Here is a 24,409-nt window from a genome sequence, read left to right as displayed (position 1 = left end):
AAAAGCTCTATAATCTCTACAGTGGTTTTACCCACTACAGAAATTATAGAGCCGATATAATAAGATAAATTTGGAGTTGTAGAGGTGAGCATTTGGAAGAAAACAGACCTGATTTTAGAGATATAAAATCATTTGAAGAATTTAACAGATACTACTGGTATCGAGAAGAGCTTTCACAAATTTGTAAGTACCTTGGATTAGAATACAGATGTACAAAAAAAGAATTAAATCATATTATAGAACAATATTTTAAGGGAAATAGAGTAGAAAAATTTTTGAGGAAAAGAAACAAAAATCAAACCGAAATAATAACCCTAAATACATCATTACTTGAATGTGGGTTTTCCTTTAATCAGAAATTTCGTGATTATTTTTCAGCTGTAACAGGTGTTAATTCGTTTAAATTTAATGCTGATATGGCAACAGCTTGGCGAAAAGTAAAACGGGACAACAACATAAATTTTACAATCCAAGATATGATTAAAATATACTATGGAGAGTCAGACTACGCCAAGTATGATAATTCAGCTTGCCAATGGAATCAATTTCTAAAAGACTTTTGTGCAGATGAATTTAGCAATCATTACTCCAACAAGTTAAAAGTTGCGGCTATACTTTGGAAAGAAGTTAGAGATTCAAAAAATAAAAAAATTTATTCACGGAGACTTCTAAAAGAATATATCTACAAAATAGAGGAGTACTGTAAGTAAACAACTTCAAGTTTGTCGAACGGAATATAAAGTATTAAAGACGTTCTCAGCTTTATTGGATACTGGCTTTGAGATTCATCAATTGCATTATTGATGTTAGAAATTTTATTTTCAAGACGTTCTGAAGCTTGATAGTAAAAATAATTTGCGGTGTGCAAGAATATCTATATACCAGGTCATAATGAAAAAGAAGAAGCACGCGCAAAGGTCATTATGTACGTCACAAAAATTGAGGATTTGACGGTTGAAAGGATAAAACCTTTAGAGCCAGTATCAGCCATTTCAGAACTTCAACAAAGTATGAAAGAGCTACGTTTAGACGAAATCGAAAAACGTCTAAAGCAGAAAATGAAAAGCTCAGATAAAATTAAAAACAATGAAAATTCAAGTGAAGTCTTGAAAATTACCTCTGAAACCCTTACAATGATAAGGAAGATAATGGATTGTATTAGGAGGATGGAAAATAGTTTAAATGCTAAGATGGCTGAACAAGCTGACGACAACAATAAACTTGATTCAGATTTTGATCTATTATACGCCTTCAGGGCCCAACATGATAAATTGGGGGAAGATTAAACAAAAATAAAGGGTTGAAGGAGAGTAAAATGACTGATGAAGTAATGACTAAAAAGAATATTTACTTAGTGTCAGATGTTGAAAAAGCTAGAGAACTTGAGGCATACATCGTAAGTACAAAAGATGGCATGGAAGTCTTTGGACTTATTGGCTGTGATGAACTTGAGGAATTAACAGATGCTCAACGAGAATTTGTGCAGAGCGATGAAGCGATGCAATTCAAAAGTAAATAAGCTCCATGATTGATTAAAAAGCTGAGAAATCAGCTTTTTTGAGTTGAAGAAAGAATTATAAGGGATTTAAAAATAGCTGGGACACAAGTCCTAGCTATTTTCCTTTGTCTTTGACATGAGCCATAAAAAGTAAGGGGCGCCGATACAAGAGACGATAAGCCCTGTCGGAATGCCAGAGCCAACCAAAAGCACCCGTCCGATAGTATCTGCGACGAGAAGAAGTATCATGCCAGTCATCATACCAAAAGGCAAGATGATACGGTGATCACCGCCCATAAAGCGCCGTGTGATATGCCCAGCTACCAAGCCGACAAAAGTGATATTGCCAATCATGACCACACTAAGCGCAGCAAGGGCTGTGGATAGGATGATGGTTATCAAGCGCTCACGCTTGAGGTCAAGTCCTAGGGCAAGAGCTGTCTGTTCATTGAGCGCCATGATGTTGAGATAGCGACTACGGCTATAAGTGATGATCCATAAAAGGACAAAGATAGGCGCAAAGAGAGATATATTTTCCCAAGTAGCTCCACTCACCTTACCGCTGAGAAAGGAGATGATATAGTCCATCTTGTCAGGGGAGAGGGTGCTTGTGATAGAGACCATGACACCAGAGAGCATGGTCGAGACACCGACACCAGTGACAATCAAGCGAGTGGGACTTATGCCATGATTTTTCTTTCTTGCCATGAGATAGACAGTAGCAATGGTAGCAATCCCGCCAAGCATAGCCATAAAAGGAAGCAAACTAATGGCGCTTGCGCTAGTTATATTCAGATAGCCAATCACAAGAGCAATCATAAAACCAGCGCCTGTATTGATGCCTAGGATACCCGAGTCAGCGAGAGGATTTTTAGTCAGTGTCTGCAACAACATGCCAGAAATAGCAAGAGAAGCGCCGCCAAAGAGACAGGCGATAATTCTTGGCAAACGGATGGTCGTCATGATAAAGGTCATGGCAGAGCTGGATTGTCCTAGGATGAGGTCAATCACATCAAGAAAAGACGACCTAGCATAACCCATAGATAGCGATAGGAGAATAGAAAGCCCCAAAAGACCTGTCAAAACAAGATAGGACGTGATGAGTCTTTGACGTGTCATCATAGACTTTTCCCCTTTCTAATCAACCACAAGAAGCAAGGCAAACCAACAAGGCTTATAATAGCACTGATTGGCGTTTCAGCTGGCGGATGGATGACTCTAGCAATCACATCCACCCAGAGCATAAAGGTCGCACCCAGAAAAGCTGTCAGAGGCAGAAGCAGTTTGTAGTTCTTGCCTGCAAACAGTCGGACAAAGTGTGGGATAATGAGCCCTACAAAGGAAATGGTCCCCACCAAAGCCACGGCTCCGCTAGACAATATCAAAACAACAACTAAAAGCGATAGAGTCGTCAGAAGAGTGCGCTGTCCCAGAGCTTTTGCGACTGTTTCATTGAGGCTAAGGATGGTCAGCTGATGACTAAGGATTTGAGCGAGCAGCAGACCAATGATGAGAATAGGAGCAATGATGGCAAGCATTTTCCAGTTGGTCTGTGCCAGTCCCCCAGCTTGCCAGCCGATAATGGCCGTTGAGAGGTCAAAATAAAGTGTGACAGCTTGTCCAATTGCTGAAAAGAGTGTGGACACCATGGCACCTGCAAGGATAAGGCGCAGCTGGCTGTAGCCTCTTTGCCTGTGGTAAGAAAGCCCAAAAACCAAGAGAGCAGCAAGCAGTGACCCCATAAGGCAAGCCAGTAAAACGCTGGTGTAGTGTAGGCTACCAAAGATAGCATAAGCTAAAATCAAAGCCAGCCCAGCGCCAGCATTGATTCCTAAAAGCCCAGGGTCAGCGATGGGATTACGTGTGACGCCTTGGATGATAGCGCCTGCTTGCGCCATACTAGCGCCAACGAGAATGGCAGAAAGAGAGCGTGGCAAACGCAAATCAAAGATGACATCTTGCGCACTAGAGTTTGTCAGCGGATGTTTTGCCACCTCTAGAAGTGTCTGATTACTGTAAGAAACCGCTCCAAAGCGTAAGCTAACATACCAGCCAAAGAGAAAAAGAGTGAGCGTGATGAAAAAAACAAGCCAAAGGTGACTTGGCTTTGTTTTGTGACGCAAAGGTGATGTCGTCATAGAAAATCCTCTACTTGTCCATTTTCTTGATGTCAGACACAAAGGCTTTTAATTGAGCGTCAAGAGATAGTGGGTCTGAGAAGTAGAAAGTGCCTTCAGATACCTCTAAGATATGCCCAGCCTTGACAGCAGGGACATTTTTCCAGACGTCGCTTTCTTTTAGACTAGCAGCTGCTTGGCTGGTTTTTCTGTCGACATTTAAAAGAGCATAGTCGCCAATGTAGTCTCCGATAACTTCTTGTGAAATACCTAGCCAGCCTGGCTTAAAGACATCTTCTTTGACCTTTTCAGGAGCTTGATAGCCAAGGGCATCGTAAATCAACTCTCCCCCACGTCCCCAGTTGTTACCGTAGAGGTAGAGATTCTTGTCGTAAAAGTCCATGACGGTAAAGGTTGATGTTGGTGAGATGTAGTTAGCCAGTTCTTTTTTGGCTTTAGCGACAGATTTTTTCCACTGAGCTAGCCAAGCTTTGGCTTTATCTTCTTTGCCAAAGACTTTTCCAAGGTCTGTTAGCATTTGTAAATAGTTGCGCTCGCCATACTTGATTTCAAGGACAGGTGCGATTTTTTTGAGGGATTCAAGGTTTTGGTCTGTTGAAAAAGCGATAATCAAGTCAGGCTTTTGCGTAGCGATAGCCTCGGTATCGTCTGAAGTAAGCTGCACAGCCTTAGCTTTTTTGAGGTCATCCCCAAAGACAGGGCTATTTTTTTCCAAATCCAGCGAATAACTGTTGACATTGACACCCAATTCTAGGAGATAGCCAGTGTAGGAGTAGGCAAAGTTGACGACTTTTTTAGGATTTTTAGGAATATCTCCGTGATAGGTAAAGCCAGAAATTTTTGGCATGCTAGAGATTTCGCTTGAGCTTGTACTTGTTTTACTTTGATTGCCACAAGCGACTAAAACAAGTGCAGCTAGTAACAGTGTGAGCCATGAGGCGATTTTTTTCATAGGGTTTCTCCGTAAAATCTATAATAACTGATAAGACAGTAGCGTAGGACGATTAAAGATAGGGTCTGTAACGATTTGCGCTTTGATATGAAAGATGTCTTTTAGAATAGCATCTGTCATAATTTCTTCTGCACTTCCTTGGTACTTGATTTCGCCGTCTTTCATAGCGACGAGGCAATCGGAAAAGCGTGCAGCAAGGTTCAAATCATGCAGAACCATGATGATGGTCTTATGGTTTTCCTGATTGAGGCGATAGAGGAGCTCTAGGATTTCCAGTTGGTGATTCATATCCAGATAAGTCGTAGGCTCATCTAAAAAAATGGTATCCGTATCTTGAGCAAGAGCCATAGCAATCCAGACACGCTGGCGTTGCCCGCCAGATAAGCTATCCACATCGAGATTGGCGTAAGGTGTGACCCTGGTCACTTCCATCGCCCAGTGAATCTTATCACGGTCAAAGCTGGTTAAGTTGCCTAGATACTTTTGGTGTGGAAAGCGCCCATACGAGACCAATTCATAAACTGAAATACCTTCTGTTGCTTCTAACACCTGTGGCAAGAGAGCGATTTTTTTGGCGACTTCCTTGGTGGAAAGTTTTGCGATAGTCTCCCCATCAATCAAAATCTGTCCGCTCTTAATCGCTTGAATGCGAGTCAGTGCTTTTAAAAGCGTTGACTTGCCACAACCGTTGCTGCCGATGATAGTCGTGATATTGCCGTCAAGCAAATCAAGGGATAAATCCTTTAAAATCACTTTATCCTCATAAGCAACCGAGATATGTTCAGCTGAAATCTGTGACATACTGACCTCCTTTCTGTTTGACTGTAACTGCATTATAACATAGAAAAGAGACTTAATTAAGTCTCTTTTAAGGGTTTCGTGTATATTGGAATCGTTATAAATAAGCCGTTTACAGAAACTGGCTGGCAATAGCTCGGTCTCCTGCGTAAGCGGTGCGCTCGCCGTTTACTAATTGGAAAGCGTCAGCACCTTTTTCAGCGATAATGACAGCGTCATCACTAGTTTTGGTCTTAGAGAGCGCAGTTTTGATAGATAGCGCCCGATCGACAATAATCGTGGCTGGGCGATTGATATGCTTAGCAATTTCAGTGCAGATAGCACTTGGATCCTCAAAATTTGGGTCGTCAGTGGTGAGGATAGGAGAGATACGAGGATGTTGGCTGATGACCTTGCCAAAGTCCTTACGTCTGCTCTCGCCTTTATTGCCCATTGCTCCGATAATCAGCGTGATATTCCCCGCTTGATGAGGCTCGACAACGGAGAGGAGTTTCTCAAGACTGTCACCGTTATGCGCATAGTCGATAAAGAAGAATGGAAGCATTACAAAATTTTATAACTGGCATATTTAATACAATATCTTTTTTCGCATATAACTAAAAGCTTAGAAAAAACTCCAGCTAGATAGTTACAATTTGAGAAAAGTATTACCAATTAAAACAACTATTCGGAAAACAGGTATTTGTTGAATACACATGTTAGCTATGATAAACTACTGCTAACAAGAAAATTGTTAGATTTGAGGCTAATATGAAACAAGAAACACTAATGAAAAATATAAACGAGTTGCTTGAGATTATGCCTTGGTATGTTAAGGAATATTATCAAGCAAAGCTCGTTATTCCATATAGCTATAAGACATTGTATGAGTACTTAAAAGAATATAGAAGATTTTTTGAATGGTTGATTAGCGTTCATGAGAAATTGAGTGAAACCACACGATACGCAGATTATGATAGGTAGAAACCAGGGCATCAGCTCTGGTTTTTTCTATTGCTTTTAATATTTTCATTTGTTAGAATGTAGGTAATGTGCGTGCTTGTCACGCCCTTTTTCTGTGCCTTTTTCGGCTTTAGTAGTTGTAAATAACTATAAAAATCCTAAAGGCATGGTAAATGCAAAAAAGAAAAGGAGAAATTTATGGCTTATATTTGGTCTTATCTTAGGCGTTATCCTAAGTGGCTAGCAATGAATTTTACGGCGGCTATTTTATTTGTTATTGCTAACTTAGGTCTGCCGACGGTTCTTGCCAAAATGATTGATGAGGGGATTAACCGTGGAGATGCTGACAAGCTTTATACCTATGCTTGGGTCATGTTCGGTGTGGTCTTGACTGGGATTGTTGGTCGTGTGCTCTTGTCCTATGCGGTTAGTAAATTGACGACCACAATGGTGCAGGTCATGCGTAATGACATTTACGCTAAGCTTCAGGAGTATTCCCACCATGAGTACGAGCAGATTGGCGTATCCTCTTTGGTAACTCGTATTACATCTGATGCTTTTGTTCTCATGCAATTTGCAGAACAGATTCTTAAGATGGGTGTCATTACTCCTCTGATGATGGTTTCCAGTGTCTTCTTAATTTTGACGACAAGTCCGTCTTTGGCTTGGATTGTGGCAATTTCCTTGCCTTTCCTAGCCGTAGTAGTCTGGTATGTAGCGGTAAAAACACGTCCGCTTTCTGAGAAGCAACAGGCAACTCTCGACAAGATTAACCAGTACGCTCGTGAAAATCTAACTGGACTTCGTGTCATCCGAGCTTTCGCTAGAGAAGATTTTCAAGAGAAGAAGTTTGCTTCTCAAAATGCTGTCTATGCGGATAATTCAAACAAGCTCTTTAAATTAACTGGTTTGACTGAGCCACTTTTTGTGCAAATCATCATCGCCATGATTGTGGCTATTGTTTGGTTTGCCCTTGAGCCATTAGGTTCTGGGACTTTGGCAATCGGGGATTTGGTTGCCTTTATTGAGTACAGTTTCCATGCGCTATTGTCTTTCCTTTTCCTAGCCAACCTCTTTACCATGTATCCTCGTACGGCGGTATCTAGTGAGCGTCTGCAGGAAATTATGGACATGCCTATTTCTATCAATCCAAATGAAGATGGGGTGACAGAGACTGAGACTAAGGGATATTTGGAGTTTGACAATGTGACCTTTGCTTATCCTGGTGAAACTGAAAGTCCTGTCCTACACAATATTTCTTTCAAGGCTAAACCAGGTGAAACCATTGCCTTTATTGGATCTACGGGTTCAGGAAAATCATCACTTGTGCAGTTGATTCCACGCTTTTATGATGTGACACTTGGACGCATTCTTGTTGATGGTGTGGATGTCCGTGACTATAATCTGAAGGCTCTGCGTCGTAAGATTGGCTTTATTCCACAAAAGGCCCTGCTCTTTACAGGAACCATCGGTGAAAATATCCGTTATGGTAAGGAAAATGCCAGTCATGAAGAATTGAATCAAGCTACGGATGTCGCTCAGGCTAAGGAATTCATCGAAAGTAAGGAAGAACGCTATGACTCTCACTTGGCTGAGGGTGGTAGCAACCTTTCTGGGGGACAGAAGCAGCGTTTGTCAATTGCACGTGCAGTTGTTAAACGTCCTGACCTTTACATCTTTGATGATTCCTTCTCTGCCTTGGACTACAAGACTGATGCAACCTTGCGTCGTCGTCTGAAAGAAGTGACCCAGGATGCGACAGTCTTGATTGTGGCTCAACGTGTGGGTACTATCATGGATGCAGACCAGATTATCGTTCTTGATAAGGGTGAAATCGTTGGTCGTGGCCGTCACGAAGAGCTTATGGAAAGCAATGAGATTTACCGTGAAATTGCTAATTCTCAATTGAATCAAAAGAGTCTTACAGAAGACTAGAAGGAGGTCGAAATGAAGAATAATAAAAAGAAAACAAATCATTCCTCAAGTTTTGGCCGCCTTTGGTCCTACTTGCAGGCTTATCGTTTCCCACTTTACCTAGCCATTTTCCTGAAAATTGTTAGTGTCATCATGAGTGTCCTTGAACCCGTAGTCATTGGTTTAGCTATTACCGAGTTGACTAAAAATACGCTGGCCATCATCAAAGGTGTGGAAGGTGCTCATATCAACGTCTCCTATGTTGGTTTGGTTCTCGTTGTTTATCTCTTGCGTGGTCTTATTTATGAGTTGGCCGCCTACTATTCCAACTATTTCATGACCAATGCTGTGCAAGCAACGGTTCAAGATATGCGAAATGAGATGACTGAGAAAATCAATCGTACCTCAGTGTCATACTTTGATAAGCACCAGTTTGGTGACCTCTTGGGACGCTTTACCAGTGACGTCGAGACAGTATCTAATGCCTTGCAGCAGTCATTCTTGCAGGTTGTTAATGCCGTCTTTACTCTAGCCTTGGTTATTGGAACAGTACTTTACCTTAATCTTCAATTGGGAGCTATAGTTGTCATCACTATTCCGATTACATTCTTTGGTGCCCGCTATATCATGAGTAAGTCTCAGCCCTACTTTAAACAGCAGGCTGATGCTCTAGGTACTCTTAATGGTTTTGTTCAGGAAAATCTGACTGGCTTCAATGTGCTTAAGCTTTTTGGGCGTGAGGATAAATCCTTGGATGATTTTAAAGAAATCACGGAAGACCTTCAGAAGGTAGGCTTTAAGGCTAATTTCATTTCAGGACTTATGATGCCGGTTCTTAACGGTTTATCTGACTTGACCTATCTCATTGTTGCTGTTCTAGGTGGTTTGCAAGTCTTGGCTGGTCACTTGACGATTGGTAATATGCAGGCCTTTGTTCAGTACGTTTGGCAGATTAACCAACCTATTCAGAACTTGACTCAGTTGGCTGGGCAATTGCAGAGTGCTAAATCCTCTTTAGACCGTATTTTCCAACTCATGGATGAACCAGACGAGGCTAATGATGCTACTGAAGTGCTAGAGGGAGATTTGACTGGCCAAGTTAGCTTTAAGCATGTGGACTTCCAGTATGTGGCTGATAAACCTTTGATTCGTGACTTTAATCTTGAGGTTAATCCTGGTGAAATGGTGGCCATTGTCGGTCCTACCGGTGCCGGAAAATCAACGATTATCAACCTTCTCATGCGTTTCTATGATGTGACTGCCGGGTCTATCTCGGTTGACGGTCATGATATCCGTAACCTGTCTCGTCAGGATTATCGTAAGCAGTTTGGTATGGTGCTTCAGGATGCTTGGCTCTTTGAAGGAACTATCAAGGAAAATCTTCGCTTTGGTAATCTTGAGGCAACTGACGAAGAAATTGTTGAAGCCGCTAAGGCAGCCAATGTGGACCATTTTATCCGTACACTACCTGGTGGTTACAACATGGAAATGAACCAGGAATCAAGTAACATCTCACTAGGACAAAAGCAACTTTTGACCATTGCGCGTGCGCTTTTGGCTGATCCTAAAATCTTGATTTTGGACGAGGCAACCTCATCGGTTGATACCCGTCTGGAACTCCTGATTCAAAAAGCCATGAAGACCCTTATGCAAGGTCGAACAAGCTTTGTCATTGCCCACCGTCTGTCAACTATCCAAGAAGCAGACAAGATTTTGGTCCTTAAAGATGGTCAAATCATCGAACAAGGAAACCATGAATCCCTCCTTGCAGACAAAGGTTTCTATTACGACTTGTATAATAGCCAGTTTGCGGAGAAATAAACAAAAAATCCATCAGTTCATAACTGGTGGATTTTTTCTGAATGTGGAGATCAATAAAAGAGACTTCTCCTATAGGGAAAAGTCTCAAAATCAATATTATTTCTCAGCACGTCGTGTGACGAACATGGCATCTCCGAAACTGAAGAAGCGGTAGCGCTCTTGGACGGCGTGTTTATAGGCATCAAGGACGAATTCACGGCCAGCAAAGGCTGAAACCAACATCACCAAGGTTGATTTTGGAAGGTGGAAGTTGGTTGAGAAGGCATCTACGACTGTGAATTGGTAGCCTGGTTTGATAAAGATATTGGTCCATCCTGAGTCGGCTTGGAGTTGACCATCGTATTTATTGCCGATGGTTTCCAGTGTTCGGATAGAGGTTGTTCCCACTGCAATGATGCGTCCTCCAGCGGCTTTGACACTATTGAGGGTATCGGCAGAGTCTTGGCTGAGGGTGTAAAATTCTGAGTGCATCTCATGTTCGTCGACATTATCGACAGAAACAGGTCGGAAGGTTCCCAGTCCAACGTGAAGGGTGAGGTAGACCAATTTTACGCCTTTAGCTTCAATCTTTTGAAGTAATTCAGGAGTGAAATGGAGGCCAGCTGTTGGAGCAGCGGCAGAGCCATTTTCCTTGGCATAGACTGTTTGGTAACGGTCGCGGTCTTCCAATTTTTCATGGATATAAGGTGGCAATGGCATCTCACCCAAGCTTTCCAAAACCTCAAGGAAGATACCGTCGTAGTTAAATTCTACGATTCGTCCACCGTGATCTAGTTCCTCAGTAACAGTGGCAGTCAAACGGCCATCACCAAAACTGACTTTAGCACCTACTTTAAGGCGTTTGGCTGGTTTGGCTAAAACTTCCCATTGATCCCCTTGGGTATTTTTCAAAAGGAGAAATTCCACATGGCCGTGGGTATCAGGCTTTTCACCATAGAGGCGGGCAGGAAGCACGCGCGTATTGTTCATGACCAAGGCATCGCCAGGGTTAAGCTGGTCAATGATGTGGTCGAAGTGGGTATCAGTCATTTCCTTGGTTACAGGATCAATGACCAAGAGTTTAGAGGCATCACGTTGTTCCAATGGGGTTTGGGCAATCAGTTCCTCTGGTAGTTCAAAATCAAAATCGTTTGTATTCATTTCTTTCCTCGTTTAAAAATTTTCAGCCTTTTTATTATAGCACGATATAGGATGACAGTCATTAAAGGAGTTGAGTGAAAGCGCTTGACAAAAAGGTTAAAAAAAGAGATAATAAAGAAAAATGGTATATACCAATATCGAGGTGAATAGAATGAAAAAGATTTTAGTTAAGAATCAAGTTGAGGGAGGACAAGTTGCCTTTGATCTTCTTAAAGAGAGCCTTGCAGCAGGTGCTCAAACCTTGGGCTTGGCGACAGGTAGTTCACCTATCGCTCTTTACCAAGAGATGGTTGAAAGCGACGTGGATTTTTCGGAGCTTTATAGTGTCAATTTGGATGAGTACGTCGGACTAGCACCAGACCATGAGCAGAGCTATCATGCCTTTATGAAGGCTCAACTCTTTGATGCCAAGCCATTTAAGGAGAGCTTCTTGCCTGACGGTATGGCTGAGGACTTGGAGCAGGCGGCTAAGGATTATGATGACGTCTTGGCACAACATGCCATTGATTTGCAAATCCTAGGAATCGGAAGTAATGGGCATATTGGCTTTAATGAGCCAGGTACACCTTTTGATAGTCAAACTCATGTGGTCGACTTGACGGACAGCACCATTGAAGCCAATAGCCGTTTCTTTGCCAGTCGTGACCAAGTCCCTACGAAGGCTATTTCAATGGGAATTGCTTCCATTATGGCTGCTAAGAAGATTATCTTGTTTGCCTATGGTGACAAGAAGGCAGATGCCATTTTCAAAATGGTCAAGGGTCCTGTGACGGAGGAAGTCCCAGCTAGTGTCTTGCAAAATCATCCAGATGTGACTCTTATCTTAGATGAGGCAGCCGCTGCGAAATTGTAATACTATCTTTTGAAAAACAATCTTACGAAACTCAGGTTGAGCCATTTGACACTCAGCCTTTTTCTTTTGTGAAAAGTCACTTCCAAGCAAATCAATTGCCTAGCCCTCTTTGATAGCGCTATAATAGTTAAGTTGACTTTGACTATCAAACAACAGATATAGATATTTCATAAAGAAAGAGGATATACAATGGCAAAACCTATTCGAGTATTGCTTTATTATAAATACCTTCCCATCGAAAACGCTGAGCAATTTGCGGCTGACCACTTGGCTTTCTGTAAGTCAATCGGTCTGAAAGGACGCATCTTGGTCGCCGACGAGGGAATCAATGGAACGGTTTCTGGTGACTATGAAACTACTCAAAAATACATGGACTACGTTCACAGCCTTCCAGGGATGGAGGACCTTTGGTTCAAGATTGATGAGGAAGAAGAGCAAGCCTTCAAGAAGATGTTTGTGCGTTACAAGAAGGAAATCGTTCACCTTGGTTTAGAGGACGATAACTTTGACAGCGACATCAATCCGCTTGAAACAACAGGTGCCTACTTGTCACCAAAAGAGTTTAAAGACACCCTTCTAGATGAGGACACTGTTGTCCTCGATACACGTAACGACTATGAGTATGACCTTGGTCACTTCCGTGGAGCCATTCGTCCAGATATTCGCAACTTCCGTGAATTGCCACAATGGATCCGCGACCATAAAGAAGAGTTCATGGACAAGCGCGTGGTTGTGTACTGTACTGGTGGAGTCCGCTGTGAGAAATTCTCAGGTTGGATGGTCCGTGAAGGCTACAAAGATGTTGGTCAATTGCACGGTGGTATCGCGACTTACGGTAAAGATCCAGAGGTTCAAGGAGAGCTTTGGGATGGTAAGATGTATGTCTTTGACGAGCGTATTGCCGTTGACATCAACCATGTAGATCCTGTCGTTGTCGGTAAGGACTGGTTCGATGGGACGCCTTGCGAACGCTATGTTAACTGCGGTAACCCATTCTGTAACCGTCGTATCCTTGCTTCAGAGGAAAATGAAGATAAATACCTCCGTGGCTGCTCACATGAATGCCGTGTTCACCCACGCAACCGTTATGTCTCTGAAAATGGTTTGAGCCAAGAAGAAGTTGTCGAACGTCTTGCGGCAATTGGTGAAAGCTTGGATGTAACACCTGCTTAAGTTTAAATAGTGAAGAAGCTGAGAGGGATCTCGGCTTTTTATTTTGCAATTTATTTCTAAAATAATGACATATATATATTGCAATTAGAAATATATAGTGTATAATTAAGATGAAAACAGATGGTGAACCTAATCAATGTCGACGATAATATCAGATAAGATGAAAAGGAGGGGGCATGTGGCAAAGAATTTACGCTTAAAAGCAGCTCGAGCAGAGCATGATATGACCCAGGGTGACTTGGCAGAAGCGGTAGGTGCAACAAGACAAACCATAGGTTTGATTGAAGCCGGAAAGTACAATCCCAGCCTAGCCTTATGCATTGCCATTTGCAAGACACTGGACAGGACCTTGGATCAACTGTTTTGGGAGAATTAGGAAGGAAGTAAAGATGATGAAATTCAAACTGATTAATAATGAGGTTACAGATGAACGCGAAGAAGCTCTAACTAATAAAGTTGCTGCCGAATGCTATTACATAATGATTGCAGGGACGCTTGTATGCTTACTTTATGGCTCCCTCTTTAACAATGGTGTCATCACTTCTAATTACTTAATTTTTCCAATATTAATTGCATGGGTTTGGTCTGTTTATAGAGCTGAACGTCTTGCTGTAAGTGCTTTTGGAGGTTCGAGTATGACAGTCCTAGGTTGTTTACTGGTGACTGGGCTTATCATCCTTAAAATAATGATAGTTAACTATCAGTCATACCACAATGTCTATCATAATAATCCCTTGGATCCTAGATATCTCATGGCTTGGGCAGTTACTTATATGTTGTATGCTCCCTTTGTCTTTTTTATGAATTGGGCTATTGCTGCATTGGGAAGATATGAGAGAAGACGTCTTGAAAAACAGCTGGACGATTTGGAAAATGAAGAATAGATAGTGAGAGAATCAGACCGTTCTTTTTGGTCTGATTTTTTTGTATTATAATGGGTCCTAAAACTAAGGAGGTCACGTATGCTACTAACTGAATTTGATGATAATAGACAAGCGATTATCAATCCCGAGGACTTGAATGAGCCTCTTGAGGGGTTTCCTAAAATAGCTGTATCCTGTTTTTCTCGTTCGACCTTTCAACGAATGCTTGAGATGTTTCCTCATGAACTTATCTATGAAACGTCCATGGCGAATGTGGCTATTCCGATATATAAGCTTGTTATTGATGAGCAGGAGTTGGCTCTTTTTAATGCACCTGTAGGTGCCTCTGCCTGTGTGGCTATTTTAGAGGATATTTTTGCTTTGGGAACTGATAAACTGGTGCTCTTTGGGACTTGTGGGGTGCTTGATGAAGATATTAAAGAGACTTCTATTATTATCCCTAGTCATGCTCTTAGAGATGAAGGAACGAGTTTTCACTATGTGGAAGCTAGCAATGAGATTGCGGTAAATGTGGGTGTGTTAGCTTGTTTTCGTTCCTATCTCAATGAGCGTCAGATTCCTCATAAGGAAGGCAAGGTCTGGACAACTGATGGTATTTACCGTGAGACGAGTGCTAAACTCAAAGCTCGAAAGGTAGCAAGGGCCATTTGTGTGGATATGGAGTGCTCTGCAGTTGCAGCTTTAGCAAAGTTTAGAGGTGTTGAGGTCTGCCACTTCTTCTATGCTGCGGATCACCTTTCTGAAGGTAATTGGGACGCTCGTAACCTGATGAATCATATGGACTTGGATGAAAAGGACAAGGTGGCTTTATTAGCTTTGGAGTTTGCATGTGACTGGAGTAAACCTTAAAAATTCTACTTTTCAAACTTCTTATTTGTAATCATTCTAAATAACTGCTATAATACTTTTTAGAATCATTCTAAATAAGGAGTAAGAGAATTGGAAGATAAGAATTTTGCAGAACGCTTAAATATTTTGAGAGCTGGTGTTTTGGGTGCCAATGATGGCATCATTTCCATTGCAGGAGTGGTTATCGGTGTGGCCAGTGCGACATCAAACATCTGGTTCATCTTGATTTCTGCTTTATCAGCGATTTTTGCTGGTGCCTTTTCGATGGCAGGTGGCGAATATGTCAGTGTGTCAACGCAAAAAGATACTGAAGAAGCTGCTATCGCTAAGGAACAAGCCCTCTTGGACCGCTCTCCTGAGGCAGCTAGAGAGAGTTTGTATCAAACCTTCCTCAGTCAGGGGGATTGTGAAACGGCAGCTGAAGTTAAGGTTAATCAAGCCTTCAATAAGAATCCGATTAAGGTCTTAGTTGAGGAAAAATATGGGGTGGATTTAGATGAAATTACGAATCCATGGCATGCTGCTGTCTCTAGTTTCCTGGCCTTTTCAGTTGGTTCCTTGCCACCAGCCCTAGCTATTATGCTGTTCCCTGAGCCTTACCGTATTCCTGTAACAGTGGTCGTGGTTGCCCTTACCTTGCTCTTGACTGGTTATATCAGTGCCAAGCTCGGAAAAGCACCTGTTAAGCAAGCGATGTTGCGTAACTTGACAGTAGGACTCTTGACCATGCTTGTGACCTTCTTGGTCGGGCATATCTTCCATGTAAATGTGTAAGTGTTAATAATGTGATAAGTCTATCTTTTAAGGTAGACTTTTTGTTTCATCCAGAGTTCTTTTGATACCTTTCTTATGTCCTCCTTTTTTAGTCTGCTAGACCAGGCTTATCCGTGGTACAATAAGGTTATGCGTTTAGACAAATTATTAGGACAGGCAGGCTATGGTTCCCGCAATCAGGTTAAGAAGCTCATTCGTAGTCGTCAAGTTTATGTAGATGGTGTCTTGGCGGATAGAGATAATCTTAATGTGGATGCTAGTCTTCAAACCATCACGGTTTCTGGTAAGGAACTGGAGCATACGCCAGAAGTTTACTATCTCATGAATAAGCCAGCAGGTGTAGTGTCAGCTCGAAAGGACAAGAAACACCAAACAGTCATTGATTTGATTAAGCCTGAAGATCAGCGAGACGGTCTTTATCCTGTGGGCCGATTGGATAGAGACACGGAGGGTTTGGTGCTGATTACCAACAATGGGCCTCTGGGCTTTGCCATGCTTCACCCCCGCTATCATGTAGCTAAGACTTATTATGTTGAGGTCAATGATATTCTTGGGCCTGATGCACCTTCATTTTTTGAGTCAGGTGTTGTCTTTGAGGATGGTACTGTTTGTAAATCTGCTCAGCTAGAAATTCTAAGTTCTGCGCGTAACAAGAGTTGTGCTCACATTACGATTTCGGAAGGGAAGTTTCATCAAGTGAAAAAGATGTTTTTGGCTTATGGAGTCAAGGTGACCTATCTTAAGCGGATTTCTTTTGGAGCGTTTAAGCTTGATGAAGAGATAGCAGTAGGTTCCTATCGAGCGTTAACGGAAGCGGAAAAAGTGATTTTGCGTACTTATTTGGGCTAGTCATTTCTTCTTATTAAGGTATGATAGGAACTTTCAATCTCCTGATAGGTCCATCCTATCACTAGGCTTAATACTGTAAGGCCCATAACAACGGTCTTTTCTAGGGGTATAAGTAAAACTTATGACATTCTATAAGTTTTTTTAATTTTTCAAGCCTTATTTCTGGTGGTATGATGGTATCAATTCGATTGAGAACTTAAGTAAGTCAGGGCAATGAGCAGGTCTAATCAGAGAGGGAGGTTCATTATGACAGAAGCATTTTATGAACATTTAGCAAAGATACGTCATCAGATTCACCAACATCCAGAGGTTTCTGAAGAGGAGCATGAGACGACAGTCTTTTTGAAAGGTTATTTGAAAAATCTAGGTATTGAGCCTTTAAATTATCCCTTGAAGACGGGACTCATCGCTGAGATTGGGTCAGGTCATCCGATTATTGCTTTGCGTGCTGATATTGATGCCCTACCGATTAAGGAAAAGACAGGACTTCCTTATGCCAGCGACAATGGGGCTATGCATGCTTGTGGTCATGATTTTCACCAAACCTCTCTACTTGGAGCCGCTCAGCTTTTAAAAGAAAGAGAAGCAGGGCTTAAGGGGACCGTTCGATTGATTTTCCAACCAGCCGAGGAAAACTTCCAAGGGGCCTATCAGGTCATTGAAGCGGGTGGTCTTGACGGTGTGTCAGCTATCATCGGTTATCACAATAATCCTCACTTGAAACCGGGTCAGATTGGTCTTCGTTCGGGTGCTATCATGGCTGGTGTGGAGCAGTTTAGGGTTGATGTTAAGGGTGTTTCTTCCCATGCGGCCCGTCCTGATTTGGGTGTTGATACGGTCTTGGTCATTACGACTATCATCAACAATTTACAGCAGATTGTGGCTCGTACAGTATCGCCCTTTGAATCAGCAGTATTGTCAGTTACTCATATCGAAGTTGGAAATACTTGGAATGTTCTTCCAGCAGCAGGTTTTTTTGAAGGAACGATTCGTACCTTTGAGCCTAAGGTTCGTGAAGATGTCATTGCTCGTTTTGAAAAGGTCGTTCAGGCGACAGCAGACCAGTTTGGTGCTCAAGTTGACATCACTTGGGGCAATTCGCCTTACGTGACCTACAATGACCAGACACTCACACCTCTCATCTTTGAAAATTCTAAGGCCTTCGCAGAAGTGATTGAAACCTTGCCATCAACAGGGGGCGAAGACTTTGCGGCTTATCAAAAGGAAATACCAGGAGTCTTTGCCTTTGTTGGCTCTAATGGCGAAGAGAATGCACCAGACTGGCACCATGATGATTTCCTTGTGAAAGATGAGGCCTTGCCAGTAGCTGTTAATTACTATGTGGAAAACGCCCTCTTCCTACTTGACTATTTTAAGGAGTAAGAAAAATGACCATTCCCTTAATCGGTATTACCAGTAATGAAAAACCTGTCGAAGAAGGAAGTCCCATCATCCATCTATCTGTGAGTACATTATTTGCGGATGGAGTTAAGAAAGCAGGAGGTCAATTCTGTTCACCGTCAGAGTTTGAAAAAACTAGCTCCGCATTTGAAGGTAACTGCTAGGAGTTCCGAGGATGAGGTTATAGAGGGTGTTGAGAGTTTCACTGACGCTCCATTTATAGGTGTTCAGTGGCATCTTGAGTTTCTCTTGGGACATAAGCAATTAGCAGACCAAGGACTCTTTTATTATTTTGTTAAGAGTTTTAAATAAGGTTTTAGGACTTTAAATTGATACCACTTTTGAAATTGAAAAGGAGGAAGTGCCTAAGTAGAAATATTCTTTTGATCATTTAGTTTACACTTAAGAACCCAGCCGATTGGTTGGGTTCTTTTGTCGTATTTTAGAAGCAAGATTTCAGGACTTAAAAAGGAGTAAGAATTTTTCACTTGCTATTTTTGAGCTTTTTAGATAAAATGAAAGCGTTATCATTTCAAAAAATAGATAGGAAGTGGTCAAGTCATCTTTATGATGTTTTACCTTATAACTTCCGAATAAGGAGAAACGTATGTTAATTGGTATTCCAAAAGAAATCAAAAATAATGAGAACCGTGTGGCTCTAACGCCTGCTGGGGTGCAAAGTCTTGTAGCTAAAGGTCATGAAGTCCTTATTGAAACCAATGCAGGTTTTGGCTCTGGCTTTACTGATGCAGACTACGAAAAACAAGGTGCTAAAATTGTTGCTACTGCTGCAGAAGCATGGGCAGCTGAGCTCGTGGTTAAGGTAAAGGAGCCTCTTGCTGCAGAATATGGCTTCCTTCGTGAAGACCTTTTACTCTTTACCTACTTGCACATGGCAGCAGCTCCAGAATTGGCAGATGCTATGGTTAATGCGAAGACAACAGGTGTGGCTTACGAAACAGTACGTAGCCAAGAAGGTCACCTACCACTTTTGGTTCCAATGAGTGAAGTAGCAGGACGTATGGCTGTTCAAATCGGTGCACATTTCTTGACCAAACAAGAGGGTGGCTCTGGCGTTCTCCTAGGTGGTGTGCCTGGTGTTCCTAAAGGTAAAGTAACTATTATCGGGGGTGGTGTCGTAGGGACACATGCAGCCCGTATCGCCCTTGGACTTGGAGCTCAAGTGACTATCCTTGATATCAGTGCCAAACGTTTGTCTGTCCTTGAAGAGGTCTTTGGTAGCCAAATTCAAACACTGATGTCAAATCCGCTCAACATTGAAGCGAGTGTTCGTGATGCTGACGTGGTTATCGGTGCAGTTCTTATCCCAGGGGCAAAAGCACCAAAACTTGTTACTAACCATATGGTTAAACAAATGCGTCCAGGTTCAGTTATTGTGGACGTTGCCGTTGACCAAGGTGGGGTTGTTGAAACTGCAGATCGCGTGACTACTCACGATGAGCCTGTTTATGAAACACATGGTGTCCTTCACTATGCCGTTGCCAATATCCCAGGAGCCGTGGCACGTACATCAACCATTGCCCTTACCAATGTCACTTTGCCTTATATCGAAGCCCTTGCAGGAAAAGGATTCAGAAAGGCAATTAACGACGACGAAGGTCTTCGTCAAGGGGTTACAACCTACCAAGGTCATATCACTAGCAAACCAGTTGCAAAGGGTCTAAACAGAGAATATACATCAATTGACGAATTGGCCTAAACAGAGTTATTTATACTGATTAAAAAGGAGTCGCACCATGATAGGGGGTGACTCCTTTTTGCAGTCTGAGCAAGAAGTGAACTATTTTTTGCAAGTTGATTGGCGACTGCTCGCAAAGCCTGAAACTGTTGGATTTTTCTAATTTTGGTCTTATTTTATGATATAATGAGTAGACATATTAAGGGCAGTAATGAGCACCTATAATGCTTTTTATTCTTGCTTATCTTAAGGAGGTTTTATCGTGGCCAACCATATTCGTGTAATCACAGCAATTATTTTCTCTCAACTTGTCGTTCTTTATTTTGGTTTTCGTATGGATGTGTCTTTGACCGGACTGCTAACTACAGTAGCTGTGGCATCCCTGGTTGAGATTATTTATCATGTGAAGCTTGTTCGTAAGATAGGAGCCAATATTTCTTTTGAAACTTTTTGGAAAAACTGTGACCAACTTTTTAGAAAAAATGCTGTGCTGTTGGCTATTTTACTTTGTGACCTGCTTATTTTTAAAGGTGGGGATTTCATGGCTTTCATTCTTTGGCAAGTTACCTTTGTTGTCTTGGTAAGTATTATCATCATGGCATCAAATAATGCACCGGACGCATGATAATACTTAAATTTTGCAATGAAAGAATTTAGATAATGTTTAGTATTCACAGAAATCATTTGTCAGACCAGGGCGTTGACTATGTCACTTTTGGTCGAGGAGATAAGGTTCTCGTTATCATTACGGGATTAAGTTTGCAAGGCTTAAGTGATATGTCTGACCTTGCCATTTACTCGTTATTTTATCGATACGCTAAGGAGTATAAGGTCTATATTTTTGATAGAAAGGACCATATTGAAGAAGGCATTTCTATTGAGAATATAGCTGATGACCTCTACCATTCTTTGAAAGAATTGTATATTGCTAATGCCTCTATCATAGGCATGTCACAAGGTGGTATGATTGCTCAGCTGTTTGCTATTAAGTATCCTCAAAAGGTGACTAGTCTGGTGTTAGCTCTGACATTCTCTCGAAATAATGATATCAGTAGAAAAACCATCGGAGGCTGGATTGAGATGGCAGAAAATGGTGAGATGGCTAAGCTCAATAAGGATTCAATGTGTAAAACATTTTCGTCTCCTATGTTAAAGAAATTATATGTGATTAATAAACTATTTTTGAAGACTGTGAGTGTTGAAAAACAAGAACGATTTGTCCGTTTAGCCAAGTCAATTCTTGAGTTTGATTGCCATAAGTCCCTTGATAAAATCACCTGCCCGACTCTTGTCTTGGGAGCTAAAAAAGATTTGGTTCTGGGAGTGGATGGTGCAAGGGAACTTGCAAATAGCATTCCAAATGCTTCCTATTATGAATTTAGCAAACAGGGGCATGCAGCCTTTATCGAAAGTAAGCAATTTAATAAAATGATATTAGAATTTCTGCGAGAAAACACTTAGGCAATGGACTTATGGAAATCTATTAAAAACAGATGAGAAAGGGGTTTCAACTAAAGCTGTAGCCTCTTTTTATTTCCAGTTCAAATATGTGCAGTCTGAAAAATTAAATGATAGAATGGCGGTAGATAGGAGGATACAGAAATGTTAAACTATGATTTGATTGTTATCGGTTTCGGTAAAGCCGGTAAAACTCTGGCTGCTAAGATGAATGCAGCTGGTAAGAAAGTTGCTGTCATCGAGCGCAGTAAAGCGATGTATGGTGGTACTTGCATTAATATTGCTTGTATCCCAACTAAGACTATGATTGTTGCGGCTGAGAAGGGCTGGTCATTTGACGATACCATGAAAGAACGTGGTGCAGTGACTGGTCGTCTTAATGCTAAGAATTATAAAATGTTGGCAGACAATGGCGTTGATGTCATTGATGCAGAGGCACATTTTGTGTCAAATAAGGTTATTGAAGTAGTGGCTGGTGATGACCGCCAAGAGCTAACAGCTGAGACTATTGTCATTAACACAGGTGCCGTGTCTAATGTCTTGCCTATTCCTGGCTTGACAACAACTAAGCATGTCTACGATTCAACTGGTATTCAAACCCTTGAAGCCTTGCCAAAACGTCTGGGTGTCCTTGGTGGTGGTAATATCGGCCTTGAATTTGCTGGCCTTTATAACCGTTTGGGAAGCCAAGTGACTGTTTTGGATGCAGCTACTAGCTTCTTGCCACGTGTGGAACCATCTATTGCTAAGTTGGCCAAGGAATACATGGAAGAGGACGGCATTGTCTTTGAGCAAGGTGTTAAAACTTCCGAAGTGAAAAATGACGGTGATGAAGTTGTCGTTGTTACTGACAAAGGCGAGTTCCGTTTTGATGCACTCCTCTATGCGACAGGACGCAAGCCTAATATCGAACCCCTTCACTTGGAAAATACTGATATTGCCTTGACTGAACGTGGTGGCATCCAGGTCAATAAGCATTTGGAAACAAGTGTTCCTGGTGTCTTTGCAGTTGGTGATGTTAATGGTGGCCTTCAATTTACCTATATCTCACTAGACGATTTCCGTATTGTCTTTAATTACCTAACTGGTGATGGTAGCTATAACCTTGAAACACGTGGAGCTGTTCCAACTGCTATGTTCCTCAACCCACCTTTGGCACAGGTTGGTCTTACTGAAGATCAAGCCAGAGCAGCAGGTGGACCGGTTGCAGTCAAGGAACTTCCAGTTGCTGGCATGCCTCGTGGCCATGTTAACGGTGATTTGCGTGGTGCCTTCAAAGCTGTGGTAAATCCTGAAACTAAGGAAATCTTGGGTGTAACCCTCTTTGGTCAAGAATCTCATGAAATTATCAATCTAATTACCCTAGCTATGAATCATCACATTCCATACACAGATTTAGCTAAACAAATTTTCACTCACCCAACTATGGCTGAGAACCTAAACGATTTGTTTGCGATTTAAAATGAAAAGAGCCGAGAGGCTCTCAGAATGAAGACAAACATCGTTTTTGATGTTTGTCTTTTTTATATTCTTACCTAATTCTCCTATAATCCAATAATATTGAGATATTTGGGTAAAATTATAGGTCTTTCCTGTCATCATTTTTACCAATTTTTTGATATTTAGACACGCTAAAGTAAGCCCAACCTTAGCTTCCATTTTGGACTTTCCTTTTTCTCTGGTATAACGTAAGTTATGATATTCTTTAGCTGTTCCGAATAACCGTTCTATCGTTTCTTTCCGGTGTTGATACCGTTCTTTCATACCACTTTGATGGCGAATATCTTCACAGACTTCTAGGGCATCTTTCCAAATATGACGCACAACAACTTTTTGGTGCTGGCGACTTTCAGTACAAATCGCTAACAAGGGACAGGTCTTACAAATTTTAGGATTACTTTTATACTCTCGATAACCTTCACGTGTGGTTGTACGATAAGTTAATACATGGTTCTCTGGACAAAGATAACAATCAAAATGCTCGTCATAGACAAAGTCTTTTGGACGTAAAAAATCTTTCTTACCTCTTGGTCTAGTGTAAGGGAAAACTGGTGTAATCCCTTTTTCTAGAAGAAACTTGGCAATACTAGGTGTTTTATAGCCTGAATCCGCAATAATGAATTCAGGTGAGAATGGTTCTAGTTTGACAAAAAGAGCAGAGAAAGCCTGACTATCATGGATGTTTCCTGCTTCAACCGTATAAGCTAAGGCCCAGCCGTGTTTATCACAAGCTACTTGAGCATTGTAAGCGAAGACTTCCTTATGTTCCCCCTTATGAAACCAACCACTGTCTGGGTCTGTCGTTGATTGTTTCTTAGGTTTAGCCTCGCCTTTTTTGGCGGGCTTTAAGAACTTTTTTGCGTGTTTTTTCCTATCTAAATTAATCTCAATCTCCAGTTGTTCACTCATGAATTTAGCTTTTTGATCAATAACAACAGTTTTGTACTTATGATTATTAGCAGCTGCCTTGATATGGGTCCCATCAATGAAGATTTCTGAGGGATCAATGAGCCCCACTTCCAAAACATGATGAAGCACATGACTAAAAATGTGTGCTAACACTTCCTTGTTTTCAAAGCGTCGGCTATAGTTCTTACCGTAAGTTGTAAAATGTGGTACCTTATCGTCCAGAGATAAGCCAAGAAACCATCGGTAAGCCGTATTCACCTCAATATCTTTAATGGTTTGGCGCATAGAACGAATGCCATAAAAACATTGAATCAACGGAATTTTAACTAATAAAACAGGGTCTAGACTAGGGCGACCATTATCCGAGGAATAACTATCTTCGACAAGATCATAAATAAAAGAGAAATCAATCGTTTCCTCGACTTTTCTTAGAAAATGGTCTTTAGGCACAAGTTCATCAAGCGTATAGAATCCTACTTGACGTCGATTGTATTCGGGATTTTCTTTGTGAAACATAGGAACACCTCATCAAATACCTTTTCCTTTTATTATACTCCTTCAAAGCAAGAAAAATCCCCAGAAGTATAACTTCTGAGGACTTTGTCTTCAATCTGAGAGCCGAGAGGCTCTTTTTTATGTAGAAGAGAAATTTTTTTAAGACTTTCCTTAGGTGAGTACGGTCGTCAGCGACCTTCTTCGAAGTTCCAAGACTAATTTTTGAGCCCCTTCACTTTTTTATTTTTAGGCTCAGGCTAAAACAGTTCCCCGAACTGTTTTACTCTCAAAAATTCCGAGTGCCTGAAACTACTTCAGGCACTTTTCCCACAGCGGAAAGTCTTGTAAAAAATAAATCTCAA

At 41.5% G+C, this 24,409-nt stretch carries 24 protein-coding genes and 2 pseudogenes; 19 read left to right on the top strand and 7 right to left on the bottom strand.

Annotated elements, in window-relative coordinates:
• Positions 1–92 precede the first annotated feature (92 nt).
• The 3 genes from NSQ79_RS07505 (at position 93) to NSQ79_RS07495 (ending at position 1,519) form a co-directional block, all read left to right on the top strand.
• Positions 93–710: an SAP domain-containing protein gene (locus tag NSQ79_RS07505; protein WP_164332264.1), complete on the top strand. Its 618-nt coding sequence runs from the start codon at positions 93–95 to the stop codon at positions 708–710.
• Positions 711–923: 213 nt separating this feature from the next.
• A complete protein-coding gene (locus tag NSQ79_RS07500; protein ID WP_250319948.1) occupies positions 924–1,286 on the top strand; it encodes a hypothetical protein in 363 nt (120 codons plus the stop codon).
• 29 nt (positions 1,287–1,315) lie between these two features.
• Positions 1,316–1,519 carry a hypothetical protein gene (locus tag NSQ79_RS07495; RefSeq protein ID WP_037598693.1) on the top strand — a complete coding sequence of 68 codons (204 nt, stop codon included), beginning with the start codon at positions 1,316–1,318 and terminating at the stop codon, positions 1,517–1,519.
• A 90-nt stretch (positions 1,520–1,609) separates the two neighbouring features.
• On the opposite strand, the gene NSQ79_RS07490 is transcribed toward NSQ79_RS07495, so the two are convergent.
• From NSQ79_RS07490 to NSQ79_RS07470, 5 genes and pseudogenes are all read right to left on the bottom strand, one after another.
• Positions 1,610–2,620 (bottom strand): iron ABC transporter permease, encoded by a 1,011-nt coding sequence (locus NSQ79_RS07490; protein ID WP_111686651.1) that lies wholly within the window; start codon positions 2,618–2,620, stop codon positions 1,610–1,612.
• Complete coding sequence (locus NSQ79_RS07485; protein ID WP_111686650.1) at positions 2,617–3,636, bottom strand: iron ABC transporter permease; 1,020 nt, start codon at positions 3,634–3,636, stop codon at positions 2,617–2,619. Before NSQ79_RS07485 ends, NSQ79_RS07490 begins: the two co-directional genes overlap by 4 nt.
• A gap of 10 nt (positions 3,637–3,646) precedes the next feature.
• A complete protein-coding gene (locus tag NSQ79_RS07480; RefSeq protein WP_111686649.1) occupies positions 3,647–4,588 on the bottom strand; it encodes an ABC transporter substrate-binding protein in 942 nt (313 codons plus the stop codon).
• A gap of 18 nt (positions 4,589–4,606) precedes the next feature.
• Positions 4,607–5,389, bottom strand: a complete 783-nt coding sequence (locus NSQ79_RS07475) for an ABC transporter ATP-binding protein (RefSeq protein ID WP_111686648.1) — start codon at positions 5,387–5,389, stop codon at positions 4,607–4,609.
• 109 nt (positions 5,390–5,498) lie between these two features.
• Positions 5,499–5,915, bottom strand: a pseudogene (locus NSQ79_RS07470) (cyanophycin synthetase); the annotation flags it as partial.
• Positions 5,916–6,136: 221 nt separating this feature from the next.
• Between NSQ79_RS07470 and NSQ79_RS07465 the strand changes: the two are divergent.
• From NSQ79_RS07465 to NSQ79_RS07455, 3 genes and pseudogenes are all read left to right on the top strand, one after another.
• Positions 6,137–6,292: pseudogene (locus NSQ79_RS07465) on the top strand (recombinase XerS); the annotation flags it as partial.
• A 234-nt stretch (positions 6,293–6,526) separates the two neighbouring features.
• On the top strand, positions 6,527–8,263 hold the full coding sequence (locus NSQ79_RS07460; RefSeq protein WP_164332265.1) for an ABC transporter ATP-binding protein: 1,737 nt from the start codon (positions 6,527–6,529) through the stop codon (positions 8,261–8,263).
• A 12-nt stretch (positions 8,264–8,275) separates the two neighbouring features.
• Positions 8,276–10,063 carry an ABC transporter ATP-binding protein gene (locus tag NSQ79_RS07455; protein WP_070847542.1) on the top strand — a complete coding sequence of 596 codons (1,788 nt, stop codon included), beginning with the start codon at positions 8,276–8,278 and terminating at the stop codon, positions 10,061–10,063.
• 96 nt (positions 10,064–10,159) lie between these two features.
• On the opposite strand, the gene queA is transcribed toward NSQ79_RS07455, so the two are convergent.
• Complete coding sequence (gene queA, locus NSQ79_RS07450) at positions 10,160–11,203, bottom strand: tRNA preQ1(34) S-adenosylmethionine ribosyltransferase-isomerase QueA (protein WP_045771918.1); 1,044 nt, start codon at positions 11,201–11,203, stop codon at positions 10,160–10,162.
• Positions 11,204–11,354: 151 nt separating this feature from the next.
• Between queA and NSQ79_RS07445 the strand changes: the two genes are divergently transcribed.
• From NSQ79_RS07445 to NSQ79_RS07385, 13 genes are all read left to right on the top strand, one after another.
• On the top strand, positions 11,355–12,056 hold the full coding sequence (locus tag NSQ79_RS07445; protein ID WP_060971296.1) for a glucosamine-6-phosphate deaminase: 702 nt from the start codon (positions 11,355–11,357) through the stop codon (positions 12,054–12,056).
• A 189-nt stretch (positions 12,057–12,245) separates the two neighbouring features.
• The gene (locus tag NSQ79_RS07440; RefSeq protein ID WP_155213925.1) at positions 12,246–13,229 is read left to right on the top strand and encodes a rhodanese-related sulfurtransferase; all 984 of its coding nucleotides are present in this window, start codon (positions 12,246–12,248) and stop codon (positions 13,227–13,229) included.
• A gap of 178 nt (positions 13,230–13,407) precedes the next feature.
• Positions 13,408–13,605: a helix-turn-helix transcriptional regulator gene (locus tag NSQ79_RS07435; protein ID WP_004182985.1), complete on the top strand. Its 198-nt coding sequence runs from the start codon at positions 13,408–13,410 to the stop codon at positions 13,603–13,605.
• Positions 13,606–13,618: 13 nt separating this feature from the next.
• The gene (locus tag NSQ79_RS07430) at positions 13,619–14,113 is read left to right on the top strand and encodes a DUF6773 family protein (protein ID WP_138261729.1); all 495 of its coding nucleotides are present in this window, start codon (positions 13,619–13,621) and stop codon (positions 14,111–14,113) included.
• 78 nt (positions 14,114–14,191) lie between these two features.
• On the top strand, positions 14,192–14,962 hold the full coding sequence (locus tag NSQ79_RS07425; RefSeq protein WP_138261728.1) for a nucleoside phosphorylase: 771 nt from the start codon (positions 14,192–14,194) through the stop codon (positions 14,960–14,962).
• 90 nt (positions 14,963–15,052) lie between these two features.
• Positions 15,053–15,736 carry a VIT family protein gene (locus NSQ79_RS07420; protein WP_002890291.1) on the top strand — a complete coding sequence of 228 codons (684 nt, stop codon included), beginning with the start codon at positions 15,053–15,055 and terminating at the stop codon, positions 15,734–15,736.
• A gap of 129 nt (positions 15,737–15,865) precedes the next feature.
• Positions 15,866–16,585, top strand: a complete 720-nt coding sequence (locus tag NSQ79_RS07415) for a pseudouridine synthase (RefSeq protein ID WP_138261727.1) — start codon at positions 15,866–15,868, stop codon at positions 16,583–16,585.
• Positions 16,586–16,831: 246 nt separating this feature from the next.
• A complete protein-coding gene (locus tag NSQ79_RS07410; protein WP_138261726.1) occupies positions 16,832–17,968 on the top strand; it encodes an amidohydrolase in 1,137 nt (378 codons plus the stop codon).
• A 99-nt stretch (positions 17,969–18,067) separates the two neighbouring features.
• On the top strand, positions 18,068–18,298 hold the full coding sequence (locus NSQ79_RS07405) for a gamma-glutamyl-gamma-aminobutyrate hydrolase family protein (protein WP_084871515.1): 231 nt from the start codon (positions 18,068–18,070) through the stop codon (positions 18,296–18,298).
• Between the two features lie 295 nt (positions 18,299–18,593).
• Complete coding sequence (gene ald, locus NSQ79_RS07400) at positions 18,594–19,706, top strand: alanine dehydrogenase (protein WP_164332267.1); 1,113 nt, start codon at positions 18,594–18,596, stop codon at positions 19,704–19,706.
• A 241-nt stretch (positions 19,707–19,947) separates the two neighbouring features.
• On the top strand, positions 19,948–20,310 hold the full coding sequence (locus NSQ79_RS07395; RefSeq protein ID WP_004182977.1) for a hypothetical protein: 363 nt from the start codon (positions 19,948–19,950) through the stop codon (positions 20,308–20,310).
• Between the two features lie 35 nt (positions 20,311–20,345).
• Positions 20,346–21,146 (top strand): alpha/beta hydrolase, encoded by an 801-nt coding sequence (locus NSQ79_RS07390; protein WP_164332268.1) that lies wholly within the window; start codon positions 20,346–20,348, stop codon positions 21,144–21,146.
• 141 nt (positions 21,147–21,287) lie between these two features.
• Positions 21,288–22,604, top strand: coding sequence for an FAD-containing oxidoreductase (locus tag NSQ79_RS07385; RefSeq protein WP_002886137.1), 1,317 nt, complete (start codon positions 21,288–21,290; stop codon positions 22,602–22,604).
• Here the strand turns inward: NSQ79_RS07385 and NSQ79_RS07380 are convergent.
• Positions 22,581–24,068, bottom strand: coding sequence for an IS1182 family transposase (locus tag NSQ79_RS07380; RefSeq protein ID WP_339313446.1), 1,488 nt, complete (start codon positions 24,066–24,068; stop codon positions 22,581–22,583). The two genes, NSQ79_RS07385 and NSQ79_RS07380, sit on opposite strands and share 24 nt — an antisense overlap.
• Positions 24,069–24,409: the final 341 nt, after the last annotated feature.

The organism is Streptococcus sp. FSL W7-1342, from assembly GCF_037966635.1.
Lineage (GTDB): Bacteria > Bacillota > Bacilli > Lactobacillales > Streptococcaceae > Streptococcus > Streptococcus salivarius_D.
Note: the sequence above shows the minus strand (reverse complement) of the source record. Positions and strands in the feature narration are given on the sequence as shown.

Coding starts and splice junctions, on each gene's coding strand:
- NSQ79_RS07480 (WP_111686649.1), bottom strand. CDS start 4,588: ATGAAAAAAATCGCCTCATGGCTCACACTGTTACTAGCTGCACTTGTT.
- NSQ79_RS07440 (WP_155213925.1), top strand. CDS start 12,246: ATGGCAAAACCTATTCGAGTATTGCTTTATTATAAATACCTTCCCATC.
- NSQ79_RS07490 (WP_111686651.1), bottom strand. CDS start 2,620: ATGATGACACGTCAAAGACTCATCACGTCCTATCTTGTTTTGACAGGT.
- NSQ79_RS07390 (WP_164332268.1), top strand. CDS start 20,346: ATGTTTAGTATTCACAGAAATCATTTGTCAGACCAGGGCGTTGACTAT.
- NSQ79_RS07455 (WP_070847542.1), top strand. CDS start 8,276: ATGAAGAATAATAAAAAGAAAACAAATCATTCCTCAAGTTTTGGCCGC.
- NSQ79_RS07430 (WP_138261729.1), top strand. CDS start 13,619: ATGATGAAATTCAAACTGATTAATAATGAGGTTACAGATGAACGCGAA.
- ald (WP_164332267.1), top strand. CDS start 18,594: ATGTTAATTGGTATTCCAAAAGAAATCAAAAATAATGAGAACCGTGTG.
- NSQ79_RS07385 (WP_002886137.1), top strand. CDS start 21,288: ATGTTAAACTATGATTTGATTGTTATCGGTTTCGGTAAAGCCGGTAAA.
- NSQ79_RS07475 (WP_111686648.1), bottom strand. CDS start 5,389: ATGTCACAGATTTCAGCTGAACATATCTCGGTTGCTTATGAGGATAAA.
- NSQ79_RS07500 (WP_250319948.1), top strand. CDS start 924: ATGTACGTCACAAAAATTGAGGATTTGACGGTTGAAAGGATAAAACCT.
- queA (WP_045771918.1), bottom strand. CDS start 11,203: ATGAATACAAACGATTTTGATTTTGAACTACCAGAGGAACTGATTGCC.
- NSQ79_RS07495 (WP_037598693.1), top strand. CDS start 1,316: ATGACTGATGAAGTAATGACTAAAAAGAATATTTACTTAGTGTCAGAT.
- NSQ79_RS07380 (WP_339313446.1), bottom strand. CDS start 24,068: ATGTTTCACAAAGAAAATCCCGAATACAATCGACGTCAAGTAGGATTC.
- NSQ79_RS07415 (WP_138261727.1), top strand. CDS start 15,866: ATGCGTTTAGACAAATTATTAGGACAGGCAGGCTATGGTTCCCGCAAT.
- NSQ79_RS07405 (WP_084871515.1), top strand. CDS start 18,068: ATGGAGTTAAGAAAGCAGGAGGTCAATTCTGTTCACCGTCAGAGTTTG.
- NSQ79_RS07460 (WP_164332265.1), top strand. CDS start 6,527: ATGGCTTATATTTGGTCTTATCTTAGGCGTTATCCTAAGTGGCTAGCA.
- NSQ79_RS07485 (WP_111686650.1), bottom strand. CDS start 3,636: ATGACGACATCACCTTTGCGTCACAAAACAAAGCCAAGTCACCTTTGG.
- NSQ79_RS07410 (WP_138261726.1), top strand. CDS start 16,832: ATGACAGAAGCATTTTATGAACATTTAGCAAAGATACGTCATCAGATT.
- NSQ79_RS07445 (WP_060971296.1), top strand. CDS start 11,355: ATGAAAAAGATTTTAGTTAAGAATCAAGTTGAGGGAGGACAAGTTGCC.
- NSQ79_RS07425 (WP_138261728.1), top strand. CDS start 14,192: ATGCTACTAACTGAATTTGATGATAATAGACAAGCGATTATCAATCCC.